The following is a 12,286-nucleotide window of genomic DNA, read 5'->3' as shown; positions in this document are numbered from 1 at the left end:
TATATGAAAAAAAGAGAAACTGGAGGTAAAAAAAAGAAGTCATTTTGGAAACTTGTAATTTGTTTTTTGTTGTTTGAATTTATATTTACAGGTGTGACAGCTCCTTTTTTAGTATTTTATGGTCCTTTTGATAATATAAAGAGGACTATTGTAGGTGCTGCCATGACAACTTTAAGCCATCAGTATATTGCAAAACTATTTTTGTCAGATAATGAAATAAAGAAGATATTGAGTGGAAATACAGCAGAACAAATACAGCAAGATGATTCGGGAACTCTGGAGTTTAAAAATGAACATGACAGCAGCATAGAAGTAGAAGAAGTAGATGGTGGTAAAAAATTTAAGGGATATATGCTTATAGTACATGATCCTACTAGAGTTAAGGTAGGCTATAGCAAGAAGTTAGAAGTATCAGGAGAACTTACAAGCAAGATTGCAAAAGATAATAATGCTGTAGCGGCCATAAATGGAGGAGGATTTACAGATAGATCTTCTGAAGATAGTGAGTGGACCGGTACTGGTGGAAAACCTACAGGCATACTTATGAGTAAAGGTAATATCATATCTAATGATATAAATGATGATGATCAAAGAACTCAGGTAATGGCAATTACAAATAAAGGACAGCTTCTTGTGGGAAGTTACAGCTTAAATGAAATGAAAGAAAAGGGGATTACAGAAGCTATATCTTTTGAACCTGCACTAGTGGTAAACGGAAAAGGAACCATAAAATCTGGGGATGGAGGATGGGGAATTGCCCCTAGAACTGCTATAGGTCAAAGAGAGGATGGTTCTATGCTGTTTCTTGTTATAGATGGAAGGCAGACTAAAAGTATAGGGGCCTCTCTAAAGGATGTCCAAAATATAATGCTTGAATATGGTGCTGTAAATGCTATAAATTTAGATGGAGGTTCTTCTTCTACTATGTATTATGAAGGAGAAATAATAAATAATCCCTGCGATCCTTTAGGTGAAAGATCAATACCTTCCATTGTCTATGTAGAGAGATGAAGGTACTAATATGACTATTAAAAGGGGAGTACAAGATGAAAATTTTTAAAAGAACTGTTATTTGGATCGCGGTATCCTTGATAATACAATTTGCAGGACTGCTTTATATAAATAATTACTTTTTATCTTCTGAAATAAAATTAAAAACTAAAAAAATTGTAAAAAGTGAACCTAAAAAATCAGAAGTTGAAATAAAGGTTCCAGAAGATGCTGAAGATATCAAGGTATCCTTTGACGGCAGATATTTATCATACTGTGAGGATAATACTTTAAAAGTAGTGGATTCAAAAACTGGTGATGAGAAAAACTTGAAATTTGAAGATGGGGTTCAGGTATCTTTTTATAAGTGGCTTCAAGATAGAAATAGGCTACTTATTGCTGAAAAAGAAGATTCACAGAAAGGTTCAAAATTTGAATTGTCTTATTATGAAGTGGATAAGGATATAAAGGAAAATATAAAAGAATTAGACTGGTCAGACACGGGAGCTAAAATTGATAATATACAGGAATCGCATCTTACTAATGTAATATATATTAAAATGGAAAGCAGAGGTATGAGAACCACTATATACAGATTGGATATAAATAAAAGTGTGGAAAAAACACCTGTAAATTCTTATATGGTGGGTGAGATAGGAATTTTATATCTTCAGGATAAATTAATATATGAAGATAGTGTACATAATGATATATATATAACTGATGAAGATGAGCCACTTACTATTCATGGAATTGAAAATAAACCCGTATGGGTAGGAATAGATGAAAATGATAGAATATATATAGGAGACGAAAAAGATGGCAAGATATCAAATATATATTGTGGAACCATAGATTCTGTTAAATATGATTATCAAAATATAAATTTAAATCAATTTGTAGACAAAAAAAATGTATTTGTAATGCCTTCTGGAAAGATATATATAAACAATGCTCTGGAAGGAATTGTTGAAGAGGTGGGAAGTGGAAAACAATATACATATAAAGGGAATTTTATAGGAATATATGATGGGGGAATCGCCTCCATAAGTAATGGAAAGTTAGAAAAAAAGCTATTGAATTAGTTAAAAAGAAGGGATGAAATCATTTGAATGAAAAAATACTGGAAAAAATACTTATTATACCAGCTATACTTATAGGTCTTACCTTTCATGAATTTGCACATGCAGTTGTAGCAGATAGACTGGGAGATAAAACTCCCAAATTTCAAGGAAGGCTCACTTTAAATCCATTTGCACATGTGGATATTATAGGATTTATAATGATATTGCTGGTAGGATTTGGTTGGGCTAAACCTGTTGAAATAAATCCAGGTGCTTTTAGAAATAGAAGTAAAGATGATTTAAAAGTTTCCATTGCAGGACCTCTGGCTAATTTAATAATAGCCTTTTTAGCGGCTATTTTAACAGTAGTTATATATAGATTTGGACTATTGTCCATGGAATTTACTTCAATTTCCAATATAATAATGAAAATTATTTTATATGTTATAAACATAAATTGCATGTTGGCTGTATTTAATTTAATACCCTTACCGGGATTGGATGGATTTCACATATTAAAAGATTTATTTCCTTCAATATTTTATAGAATATCAGATACGGTATATAGGTATCAGTTGATTATACTGGTATTGTTTGTAGCTACACCGTTAGCTACATATTTGGTAGGTATTCCATCCAATATGTTATATCACATGTTTATTAATATAGCTAAGGGTATATTTTAATTAATAACTGCATAAAACTTCCAATAAGTTGAATTGGAAGTTTTATTTTTAGTTAATAGTTGAAAAATAACTGTTGATTTCTTCGAAGATAGATTGAACTCCATTTCCCCAATTTGTATCTTCGGCATATTTTTTTCCTATCCATATAAAGGGGTTGTTTTCCTCGGGCCTATTTTCAGATAAATTTATAATTGTATTAGCTGCTATTTTTGATGAATCACTTATGTTGGTATTATATTCCTGCCAGCTGTGATATACATTAAAAGGATTATTCGCTACCTTGTATGCATAGGTGGTATTTATAGGTATGAAATTTTGTTCTTGTCCAGTTATAGCAAAGAGTAAAATAGGATTTAGGTTGAATTCTTTTGCAGTAGTCATTATAGTAGAAAAGTAAGGTTCTTTGCATAAAAGTGAATTGCGACTACTTAAAAAGATTTTTAATTTACGCGTATCTACTTTTTGGTATTTTAAATATTCAGGAAGATATTTATTGGGATGTTTTTTACTATAATCCTCTAAAGTCACTTCTTCAATAAGATTTTTTATGTATATACTATTTTTTTCAGAGGATGAAATAAGAGAAAAAGAGGTCTTTAGAAGATTTTCTCCGTAAAAAGGTTGTCCTATTATCTCAAAAATTAATATAACAATCAATATAGCAAAAATTAAAATTTTTTTATTTAATTGGAAATCCTTCATTATTTTAATTGATTCACCAGGCATAGTTATGTGTGTATTTAAATTTGAGGATATACCTGAATAAACAGCATTAACTTTTGGCAGAATTATTTTTATATTTTGTGAGACAGTGTCATGTGGTTTACTTACATATATATTTAAGTCATTCTCATTGATTTTATTTTTTATGTGTGCATTTATCCATCTGAGGATTTCTTTTCTAAAATTTTGTTTTAAATATTCATTTTTCATGCAGCAGTTAAATGCATCGTACATAAAAATAGAAGTCTTATTTTGAGAAAAGGTACTTCTTAAAATATCCATTTTTATAGTTTGTCTATATTCTTTTGGAAGTTCTTTTAGATTTGAATCTAAAATATTATGTATAGTGTTAGAAAGCATTTTTGCTTTCTCTTTAGAATCAGCTCTGGAGTACTTTTTATTAATATAGTTTTTAAGAATTTTTATATCATCAGCAGCAATTATTTTTTTGTTTTTAAGTTCTTCTACAAAGTATTCCATAATTTTCACAACCTGAATATAAATTAGTATAATATAAGTACTTATAATTATCGTATATTGTAGAAATAGCTTTAATAATACACAAAAAATTTTAAATAAAAGAAAGGAATTTTCAAATTATGAGGCTGAGAAAAAAATGGTGGGCTAGACCTGAGATGGAGGCTAGTAACCTGACTGTAATAAATCCTTGTCAATGTAAAGGAAAGTGGAAGGATGAATTTAAAAATAATGGAGAAATATATTTGGAATTGGGTTGTGGAAGAGGTAAATTTTTATGTACACAGGCTCTAAGTAATAAACATATAAATTACATTGGAATTGATTTAAAGGATGAAGTTTTAATTTATGCACTGAAAAAGGTTGTAGAAGCTGAAGCTAAAAATATAAGGATAATACCTATGAATATATCAAAAATTGAAGATGTTTTTGATAGAGATGAGGTAGGAAGGATATACATAAATTTCTGTAATCCCTGGCCAAAAAAGAGGCAGAAGAAAAGGAGGCTTACCCATACTGGATTTTTGAATATTTATAAAAAGTTTCTAAAGCCTAAAAGTGAGATATGGTTTAAAACAGATGATAGGGGGCTTTTTCAGGAATCCCAGCAGTATTTTGTGGAAAGTGGATTTACTATAGATTATATAACTTATGATTTGCATAATAGTAATTTTGATAAGAATGTAGTTACAGAGTATGAGGAGAAGTTTACTAATCTAGGAATGAAAATTATGTTTTTAATAGCCAGGATGTTGTAGACAATAAATAAATCTTTAAAGAATATACGGGGATGTCCCCTATGAAATATAAAAGTTATGTTTGAATTACAACAGTAGATTTTAAACAATTATTTTTTATAGAAATAAATACTTTTCTAGGTTATAATTAATTTACTACAAAATTGTTATTTCAGTATTGTGCTTACAAGTAAATATGAATTTACTATTATTTTAGGAGGATGTACTGTGGCAAATTTCTATGCTGTTAAACAGGGACGGAAACCAGGGGTTTATAATACCTGGGCTCAATGTGAAGAACAGATAAAGGGTTTTTCTGGTGCTAAATATAAGAAGTTTACTAACCGTGAAGAAGCTGAAATATTCGCAGGACTTATGAATAAGAAAAATGATGTCAATGAAAATATGGAGGATGAAAATACTAAACAGGAGTGTGATACTCTTTATGCCTATGTAGATGGTTCTTTTAATAATAAAGAAAAAGTGGCAGGTTATGGTCTGGTTTTGGTAAAAAATGATCAGGTTATTTTTAAAGATCTGGGGGCATTTAGAAGTATGGAGATGAATGAAAGTAAAAATGTTTTTGGAGAAATAAGAGGAGCATTAAAAGCCGTCGAATTGGCCATTGCAAATGACTTTAAAGAGATAACCATAGTTTATGACTATATGGGAATTGAATGTTGGGCCAAAGGTGAATGGAAAGCCAATAAGATATTGACAAGGGATTATAAAGAATTTATGCAAAAATACATGAAAAAAATAAATATAAAATTCAAAAAGGTTAAAGCCCACTCTGGAGAAGACAAATATAATGATATGGCTGATTTACTGGCTAAAAGAGCTGTAGGGATTAAAGTTTGATAAAATGTGGGGTGATTAATGTGGAATATTTATTAAAAACTAAAAAGGAACAGGAATTTATAGACATAACAGGTCTGGTGAAAGAAACTGTAAGGAAGAATAATGTAAAAGATGGCATAGTTGTAATTTTTGTTCCCCACACCACTGCGGGAATTACAATAAATGAAAATGCCGATCCTGATGTTGTAAGTGATATTTTGGCAGGGTTAAACAAAGCATTCCCAGAGCAAAATGAATACCTACATATTGAAGGTAATTCTCATGCTCATATAAAGGCATCATTAATGGGTTCGACCTGTAATGTTATTATTGAAAATAGAGAATTGAAATTGGGAACATGGCAGGGTATTTATTTTTGCGAATTTGATGGACCAAGAAATAGAAAAGTTTATATAAAGGTATTGAGATATATATAATTATATTAAAAAAGACTTATCTTAAAAATTGATAAGTCTTTTTATTCAAAATCTATACCTGCCAGTTTAATGAGATATTTAGCATTTCTGGTAGTGGATATTCCTTCTCGAATTTTGTAGTCAAATTTTAATTTATTATTTAAATAGTATTCTTGAAAGTGATAATTTTTAATTCTAGGATATTCTTTTTCTAAACTGCACAGTTCCAAGTCATGGGTGGAAATGAGTCCTGATGCCCCTTGTTCACCCAATTGTTTTATTAATGCCTTAGCTCCAAGATGTCTATCAATAGAATTAGTGCCTTTAAATAACTCATCTAGAAGGAAAAATACTTTTGTAGTTTTCTTTACATTCTTAACAATCATTTTTATCCTTAATATTTCTGCATAAAAGGAGGATATATTGTTTTCTAAATCATCTCTTATTCTCATGCAGGTGAATATTTCCATAAATGAGCATTGGAATTTTTTTGCACATACCGGAGCACCAATGTAACTTAGTACTAAATTTAAACCTACAGTTCTTAGAAAAGTACTTTTACCAGACATATTTGAACCTGTTATTAATAAAATATTTTTTTTATTATTTATTGTAATATTATTACATACTCTTGTATCCCCTAAAAGAGGATGACCTAATTCAGTGGCTTTGAGTACATAAGTCTTATCTGAAATTAAAGGCATATCCCAATTTGGATTATCATAAATAATATTTGAAATACTATTTAATGCTTCAAATTGTCCTATGGTATTAAACCATTTTTCCAGATTATTGCCCGATTTAACTCTCCATTTTTCAAATTCTACTATACACTGATAATCCCATAGAAATAATATATTAAGGATTATAGACAACATATTTTTTCTATCAGATACTTTATTATATACAGCAGATAGTTTTTTTATGGATTTTACTGCAGATATATTTTTAGAAGTAAATAGATTATTTTTTAATTGTTTCAAGTAACTGCTTTTAAAATCTTTTTCCTCAATTAAAGTTAACATTTTTGAATATATAGTTATACTATTTTTGTATTTATAAAGACTTTTAAAGGTAGTATTTCTTTTTTTTACATCTATAAATAAAAGTGATATTTGAATGATAAGCATAATGTAGGGCAACTTAAAACTTATCAAGGAAGTACCATAAGATAAAATCATTAACATTAATGTTAAAAAAGGCAGTAATTTAATTGTAAAAGCAAACCAGGATTTTATATATAACTCATTTCTATCTTTTCCCCATTTATATAATTCTTTAGGGCTAATGGGTTCTGAAGGAATAACCATTGCTTCAGCTTCAAATAGCTGACGCCATTTTAAATCCACAGCTAACTCCTGTAATGATTCTTGAGTCATATTTATGTCACAAGATGTTTTAAGGGGATTTAAAAGTCGGTTTTTTAGTGCTTCTCTCCCCATAAATGTTTTGCAAGTATTAATCCACTGAAATAGGGAGTTCTCACCAAATATATCCAGATCCTCTGAATAAGGATGTTCTTTATGCTTAAATTCACTTCCATCATCTTCGAAATTTTTCCATTGACCATTTAGTCTCTTCAGGGCAGATTCATTTATATCCTTTAAGGCCATGGAATATTTTCTCTTTTTTATTTCTTTGTTATGCTGGTTAACTAAGTAAATAAAAATAGCTAGTGAGAAAATAAAAATTCCTATACTTACAAAATGTTTATTAACATTGAAAGTATAAATTGTAATACTAATACCTACTATTAGAGTAAGAAGCCTTAGATATTCTATAGTTTTTATTGAGTTGTTCTGTTTTTTAATTAAATCTGTGTAGATTTTTAATCTATTAATATAAACATCATGTGAACTATTCAAATATTTTCCCCCAATCACTTTTTGATATTCTATTCTAAGAATCACTTGATATTTTACATATTTTTAGGAAAGCTTACAGGCACATTATACCATAAATTAACTGTTTATCAAATGGTTATTGGATTCAGAATAATTTAATATAAAAAACTAAAGATTTGTAACAGATATAAATATTTATTAATATTATGTATTAAAGATGCAATAGACTTTTAAAGAATGATTAACAGATATTAAGTTATGGGAGTTTAAAATTTATAATGGCAGGATTCTGAAAAAATTAGTGATGAATTATTAAATATTGACAAAGTTTATTAGAATAAAAAGTCAAGCTGAATCGATCTTATCGGTTCAGCTTATGATATTAAGTGATTATAAAGTCTATTAGTGAATACAATAATTATAGTATATAAGTTCATCTTATATATTAAAAAAATTATAATTATTGAGGAGAATTAATTATGAAAAAGAAAGAATATAATAACTCAAAATCTTTACGTAGAAATATAGACAGATTTATGAATATAATTTTGGATATAATTGAAAACGATAAACATAAATCACATAGAAGATCTCTGGTGAATGATATTAAAAACAATAAAGAAATAGTTGACCCTATAACCCGTATATTTGATGAAGGAGATAAAATCATAATTGTAATGGAATTACCTGGTATAGAAAAAGAAAGTATAAATTTAGAAATTGATGGTAATAATCTGAATGTTACAGCAAAAGGACCAGAAAAACATTATTATAAAAAAATAACTTTGAAATATAATCTTACAATAAAAAATATATCTGCAAATTATCATAATTCAATATATAGTATTGAAATTAAAAAATAATTTAAACACCTACCCTAATGAGTCAAATAAATTTTGTTTATTTAAGCTTGATAATTTTCACACCAATCAAGATATTTGGCTATAGTGATATGATTTATATGTCTATACTGATGTTCAATTGCCTGGTAGTAATAATAACATTGGTAAAGGCAATTCTTAAAAAACGTAAATTTGCATGGCTCTTATTAACAGGAATTATTGTTATGATTTTTACTACAATTATTGATATTTTATATGTCAATAATTATGTAAATATCTATTTTTCTTCAGGCAATTATATATTAGGACTCTTGTTTTTTTTACTATGTGAAATATATGTATTGTCTGTGGATGTAATGGATGCGTTTGAAAGTTCAAATAAAGCAAAAGATATAGAAATTGCCTTTTTACAGGCACAGATAGCACCACATTTCTTTTTCAATACTTTAAATAATATATATTGTCTTATGGATCAGTCTGTACCTAAATCAAAAGAACTAATCTTGAATTTTTGTGATTTTCTCAGAGTAAAACATAAATTTGATTATCGTAAGAATATCTTTTATTCGTTAAGAGAGGAAATTGATTTGATAAAGTCCTATGTAAAAATTGAAAATGCAAGATTTAATGATTCAATTCATTTAATTATAGATATAAAAGAAGAATATATGTTGACTCCAATTCCTCAATTGTTAATACAGCCTATTGTAGAAAATTCAATTAAACATGGTTTAAAATCCGGCGGAATAACAATAAATATTATTGTTTTAAAAAAGAATAATAATTTAGAAATAATTGTTTCAGATAATGGAAAAGGTATAGGGAAAGATGTGCTTTCCCAATTGCTTCATAATAAAAGTTCCATATCAGGAGTAGGGCTTAAAAATGTAAACTTTAGATTAATGAAATGCTATCAGTCAAAATTAAAAATTGTAAGTAAATTATCATATGGGACAAGCATATCTTTTGAAATTCCTGAGAATAAATATAAGATTGGAGGAGAGTAAATGAGTGATGTTAAAACAATAGAAATAAGAGATTTAAAACAGGGGGATATATTATTGTTTTCACCTACCGCAGACTGGGAATCGAGATTAATAGCTTTAATTACTAAATCCCCTGTAAGCCATGCAGCTATGTCATATTATGATTATAATGAAATTGTTGAGGAAATTCCACCTTATACACAGGTTAATTCGATAAAAGATAGAATAGTTAACCGAAAGATTACAGTGATGAGACTCACCCCTTTTAACAAGGATATGTCTAAAGTTCTTGATATTGCAAAGAATTGTGTTACCAATAGAGAACCCTATACAAAAATGGACTTGATAATAGTAATAGATGATTTGATAGATTTTTCAAATTCTATTGAAAATACATATAGAGAACGCCAACAATATATGTATATAAGGGCAAATGATTGGATAATAAATATAGACTCTAATTCCAAAATGAAAAGTACTTGCGGGATGGATATTGTACAACAAACAATTCAAGCTGTTAACTTGTGGTAATCCACGTAATATTTATCTCAACGGTATGAGTGTGGTTTCCATGTACGATGGGCAAGTTACAGGTGAGCAAAAATTTATTATACAAAGAGGAAGTCCGTTGGACGATTTATTTAACAGGAACAATCATATATGGATAAAACTTATTGAAAATCCTTTTGGTATAAGTAGTTCAAATGATTAAATTACCAATATGTTTTGCATGAGAGATTATATAATTAAGAATTTTCTGTAAATTTAAAGGTTTATCATAATAATGATAAGCCTTTAAATTTTAATTTTTTATGGTGAAACTATAATTTAAGGAATGAATTTATATTGTTATGTGAAATTGTTAATAGGTAAAATGTTTGAAAGTTATAAAAAACTAATTTTATGCTAACATAAAGCACTATCCATAGTATCAATATATTTATAAAGTATTCTTTTAAGATCCAGTACATTTTTCATTTCATAATATCCAGATTTTTTATAGATATAATTTACTGCACTAATGGCTCCTGCAGCAAAAGCTTTTCTTGAAAAGGATTCATGGCTTATCTCTATTTTATCATTCTCTCCTACTATAAGAACATGATGTTTTCCTACTACACCACCAGCACGTACAACATTGATAGGTATGTCTTTGTCGTATACTCCGGCAGATTCAAGCCCATTTTCTATTTCGGAAGATAGTTTTAAAGCAGTGCCAGAGGGCGCATCTTTTTTATTTTTGTGGTGAATCTCTGTAATTTGAAAATCATATTCATTTAATATGCTTGCGGCAATATTGCTTAAAAGCATTACTACATTGACTCCTAAAGTAATATTTGGAGCGTACACTATGCCGTTATTAAATCTATAAGCCATGTCTTGGAGCTTACTGATATCATCTTTAGTAAAGCCTGTAGTACCTATTACTAAGTTTACTTTCATCTTGGATATTGTCAAAGCATTTTCCATAGTAGATGAAGGCTTTGAAAAGTCTACAATTACATCTGGCTTAGTTTTAAAAATAATAGATTGAAGCTCGTCAGAAGTGCTTATTTTTATTTCTGTTTTATGAGTTCCAAGTAATTCTCCTAAGTCCATACCTTTCTTTGTACTTTTAGGGCTGCATATTGCTGCTACGATTTTCATATTGTTTTGTTCTGAAATTCCTCGGGCTATGTGGTGTCCTGTTTTACCTAAACCTATTAATCCTACTTTAATCATGTTGGTTACCTCCTTTTTATTCTTATAAAGTTTAATTTATAGCCTCATATGAAAATACTATCCATACTTTATATAAATTAGTATTTAATGATATCAACAACTTTATTATACAATAAAAGTTGTTTGTTGTCATTAATAACTAATTATATTTTATTTTTTTTATTTGTACTTATTTTTATTATGAATATTGTGCAGCAATAATTTTTATTTATAAATTAGTTAAATTATTATTTACATACAGTTAAGAATAATCTATACTAATTAATGGCTTAAAGAATGTATTTGAAAGGGGGAATTGCTTTAGGATTGAACGATCTTAAAGTAAATCTAAAATGTCATCACAATATGTTATGAAACCTGTGTATCAAAAAATAGCAATAGATATAGCGAATAGAATAGTAGCTGGGGATTTTTCTATAGGTGATAAACTCTATGGCAGATCCTCTCTTGCAAGCCACTATAATGTCTCTCCTGAAACTATTAGAAGAGCAATGATTCTTTTAAATGATATGGATATTGTGGAAGTAACAAAAGGCAGTGGAATCATTGTTAGATCTGTAGATAACTGCTTAAAATTTATAGGCAAATTTAAAGATATAGATTCTATGAATTTCTTGAAAAAGGAAATGCTTGAATTATTGGATGAAAAAAATATATTAGAGAAAAAAATTGAAGGAGTACTTAATGAACTTATAGATTATTCTAATAGATTTACCAGCACTAATTCTTTTATACCTTTTGAATTTAAAATATATAAGGGATTTAATATTATTGGAAAAACTATATCTGAATGTAAATTTTGGCAAAATACATTTGCCACTATAATAGGTATAAGAAGGCGAGGTAATTTAATACTTTCTCCAGGACCTTATGCTGTATTTGAAGAAGATGATATCTTTATAGCCATAGGTGATGAAGCTAGTTATTATAGAATTAAAAAATTTATTTGTTAACTGAAC

General features: G+C 28.3%; 14 protein-coding genes. 11 read left to right on the top strand and 3 right to left on the bottom strand.

Annotated features, from left to right (window positions below; all coding sequences use genetic code 11):
* Positions 1 to 3 precede the first annotated feature (3 nt).
* From AB3K27_RS15395 to AB3K27_RS15385, 3 genes are read left to right on the top strand one after another with little or no spacing between them, the layout of a single operon-like run.
* Positions 4 to 1,011 (top strand): phosphodiester glycosidase family protein, encoded by a 1,008-nt coding sequence (locus tag AB3K27_RS15395; RefSeq protein WP_368488279.1) that lies wholly within the window; start codon positions 4 to 6, stop codon positions 1,009 to 1,011.
* Between the two features lie 35 nt (positions 1,012 to 1,046).
* On the top strand, positions 1,047 to 2,075 hold the full coding sequence (locus AB3K27_RS15390; RefSeq protein ID WP_368488278.1) for a hypothetical protein: 1,029 nt from the start codon (positions 1,047 to 1,049) through the stop codon (positions 2,073 to 2,075).
* Positions 2,076 to 2,098: 23 nt separating this feature from the next.
* On the top strand, positions 2,099 to 2,740 hold the full coding sequence (locus AB3K27_RS15385; protein ID WP_368488277.1) for a site-2 protease family protein: 642 nt from the start codon (positions 2,099 to 2,101) through the stop codon (positions 2,738 to 2,740).
* A 48-nt stretch (positions 2,741 to 2,788) separates the two neighbouring features.
* Here the strand turns inward: AB3K27_RS15385 and AB3K27_RS15380 are convergent, their stop codons facing one another.
* Positions 2,789 to 3,943 (bottom strand): hypothetical protein, encoded by a 1,155-nt coding sequence (locus AB3K27_RS15380; protein WP_368488276.1) that lies wholly within the window; start codon positions 3,941 to 3,943, stop codon positions 2,789 to 2,791.
* Positions 3,944 to 4,062: 119 nt separating this feature from the next.
* On the opposite strand from AB3K27_RS15380, the gene trmB reads away from it, so the two are divergent.
* From trmB to AB3K27_RS15365, 3 genes are all read left to right on the top strand, one after another.
* Positions 4,063 to 4,698, top strand: coding sequence for a tRNA (guanosine(46)-N7)-methyltransferase TrmB (gene trmB, locus AB3K27_RS15375; RefSeq protein WP_368488275.1), 636 nt, complete (start codon positions 4,063 to 4,065; stop codon positions 4,696 to 4,698).
* Positions 4,699 to 4,905: 207 nt separating this feature from the next.
* Complete coding sequence (locus AB3K27_RS15370) at positions 4,906 to 5,538, top strand: viroplasmin family protein (RefSeq protein ID WP_368488274.1); 633 nt, start codon at positions 4,906 to 4,908, stop codon at positions 5,536 to 5,538.
* Between the two features lie 20 nt (positions 5,539 to 5,558).
* Positions 5,559 to 5,954, top strand: coding sequence for a secondary thiamine-phosphate synthase enzyme YjbQ (locus tag AB3K27_RS15365; RefSeq protein WP_368488273.1), 396 nt, complete (start codon positions 5,559 to 5,561; stop codon positions 5,952 to 5,954).
* A gap of 41 nt (positions 5,955 to 5,995) precedes the next feature.
* Here AB3K27_RS15365 and AB3K27_RS15360 read toward each other — a convergent pair whose 3' ends face one another.
* A complete protein-coding gene (locus AB3K27_RS15360) occupies positions 5,996 to 7,798 on the bottom strand; it encodes a MutS family DNA mismatch repair protein (protein ID WP_368488272.1) in 1,803 nt (600 codons plus the stop codon).
* A gap of 458 nt (positions 7,799 to 8,256) precedes the next feature.
* On the opposite strand from AB3K27_RS15360, the gene AB3K27_RS15355 reads away from it, so the two are divergent.
* Genes AB3K27_RS15355 through AB3K27_RS15340 form a run of 4 tightly spaced genes read left to right on the top strand, consistent with a single transcriptional unit; the run spans position 8,257 to position 10,317 of the window.
* Positions 8,257 to 8,640, top strand: coding sequence for an Hsp20/alpha crystallin family protein (locus tag AB3K27_RS15355; protein ID WP_368488271.1), 384 nt, complete (start codon positions 8,257 to 8,259; stop codon positions 8,638 to 8,640).
* 17 nt (positions 8,641 to 8,657) lie between these two features.
* Positions 8,658 to 9,626, top strand: coding sequence for a sensor histidine kinase (locus AB3K27_RS15350; RefSeq protein WP_368488270.1), 969 nt, complete (start codon positions 8,658 to 8,660; stop codon positions 9,624 to 9,626).
* A complete protein-coding gene (locus tag AB3K27_RS15345; RefSeq protein ID WP_368488269.1) occupies positions 9,627 to 10,136 on the top strand; it encodes a hypothetical protein in 510 nt (169 codons plus the stop codon).
* Positions 10,137 to 10,161: 25 nt separating this feature from the next.
* A complete protein-coding gene (locus AB3K27_RS15340; protein ID WP_368488268.1) occupies positions 10,162 to 10,317 on the top strand; it encodes a hypothetical protein in 156 nt (51 codons plus the stop codon).
* Positions 10,318 to 10,511: 194 nt separating this feature from the next.
* Here AB3K27_RS15340 and dapB read toward each other — a convergent pair whose 3' ends face one another.
* On the bottom strand, positions 10,512 to 11,327 hold the full coding sequence (dapB, locus tag AB3K27_RS15335) for a 4-hydroxy-tetrahydrodipicolinate reductase (protein WP_368488267.1): 816 nt from the start codon (positions 11,325 to 11,327) through the stop codon (positions 10,512 to 10,514).
* Between the two features lie 332 nt (positions 11,328 to 11,659).
* Here dapB and AB3K27_RS15330 point away from each other — a divergent pair, with 332 nt between their 5' ends.
* Positions 11,660 to 12,280: a TrkA C-terminal domain-containing protein gene (locus AB3K27_RS15330; RefSeq protein ID WP_368488266.1), complete on the top strand. Its 621-nt coding sequence runs from the start codon at positions 11,660 to 11,662 to the stop codon at positions 12,278 to 12,280.
* Positions 12,281 to 12,286: the final 6 nt, after the last annotated feature.

It is taken from the genome of Clostridium sp. BJN0013 (assembly GCF_040939125.1).
GTDB lineage: Bacteria > Bacillota > Clostridia > Clostridiales > Clostridiaceae > Clostridium_B.
The sequence above is the reverse complement of the archived record's forward strand: the minus strand, read 5'-3'. Positions and strand labels throughout refer to the sequence as shown.

Excerpts from the sequence above, each read along its gene's own strand:
- AB3K27_RS15345 (WP_368488269.1), top strand. The coding sequence starts at position 9,627 with ATGAGTGATGTTAAAACAATAGAAATAAGAGATTTAAAACAGGGGGAT.
- AB3K27_RS15330 (WP_368488266.1), top strand. The coding sequence starts at position 11,660 with ATGTCATCACAATATGTTATGAAACCTGTGTATCAAAAAATAGCAATA.
- AB3K27_RS15355 (WP_368488271.1), top strand. The coding sequence starts at position 8,257 with ATGAAAAAGAAAGAATATAATAACTCAAAATCTTTACGTAGAAATATA.
- AB3K27_RS15350 (WP_368488270.1), top strand. The coding sequence starts at position 8,658 with ATGAGTCAAATAAATTTTGTTTATTTAAGCTTGATAATTTTCACACCA.
- dapB (WP_368488267.1), bottom strand. The coding sequence starts at position 11,327 with ATGATTAAAGTAGGATTAATAGGTTTAGGTAAAACAGGACACCACATA.
- AB3K27_RS15395 (WP_368488279.1), top strand. The coding sequence starts at position 4 with ATGAAAAAAAGAGAAACTGGAGGTAAAAAAAAGAAGTCATTTTGGAAA.
- AB3K27_RS15340 (WP_368488268.1), top strand. The coding sequence starts at position 10,162 with ATGAGTGTGGTTTCCATGTACGATGGGCAAGTTACAGGTGAGCAAAAA.
- AB3K27_RS15380 (WP_368488276.1), bottom strand. The coding sequence starts at position 3,943 with ATGGAATACTTTGTAGAAGAACTTAAAAACAAAAAAATAATTGCTGCT.
- trmB (WP_368488275.1), top strand. The coding sequence starts at position 4,063 with ATGAGGCTGAGAAAAAAATGGTGGGCTAGACCTGAGATGGAGGCTAGT.
- AB3K27_RS15390 (WP_368488278.1), top strand. The coding sequence starts at position 1,047 with ATGAAAATTTTTAAAAGAACTGTTATTTGGATCGCGGTATCCTTGATA.